This window comes from Flavobacterium sp. ST-158, from assembly GCF_058309975.1.
Map to the genome: position 1 here is coordinate 1 of NZ_JBZEEN010000032.1, position 560 is coordinate 560.

At 37.7% G+C, this 560-nt stretch carries 1 protein-coding gene; it reads right to left on the reverse strand.

The annotated features are described in order from the left end of the window. Window positions 1-129: 129 nt before the first annotated feature. The coding region (locus AC4FRF_RS17545) for a transposase (protein WP_491161598.1) at window positions 130-560 on the reverse strand (431 nt) is incomplete at its 5' end.

Below are 560 nucleotides of genomic sequence, written 5' to 3' on the forward strand. Positions count from 1 at the left end.
GCATTGCGATCATTGCGATTGATCGTGTGAGTAGCAACTACTAAATTGTGTTTAGCATCCACCGCAGCCTGAATATTATAACTTACTTCAACTACCTGACCTTGTACCAGTAAAGCCCTGGCATCTTCATCAGTAGTGCTGATTTACTTCGTCAGTTCGCTCTTTCGAGCTCGGGTGAGGTTCTCTACTTGTTTTTAGCTTTTCTTCCAGGAGTTCGTAGCGGATTTTATTGGTTTTTAAACGCTCTATTTTTTCCTGGATTTTGCTAATACTTACACTAGAATCATTTTGATCGTTTTGAGCTAAATCGCTTAAATATTCTTGTGTTTTTTCTTCAATATAAGCCAGATGTTGGTCTATTTTCTTTTGACTGAAATTGGCTTTTTTGCTATTATGGGCGCGACTCTTTGTACCATCGATGGCAATGGTTTCTCCTGCGATTAAGTCGGAATCTTTAAGGAAAGAAACAAAGAGTTTGAAAAGCTTTTTTAATCCCGATGGATTATCCTTCCTAAAATCAGAAATACTATGATAATTAGGTACAAGACCACACAATAGCC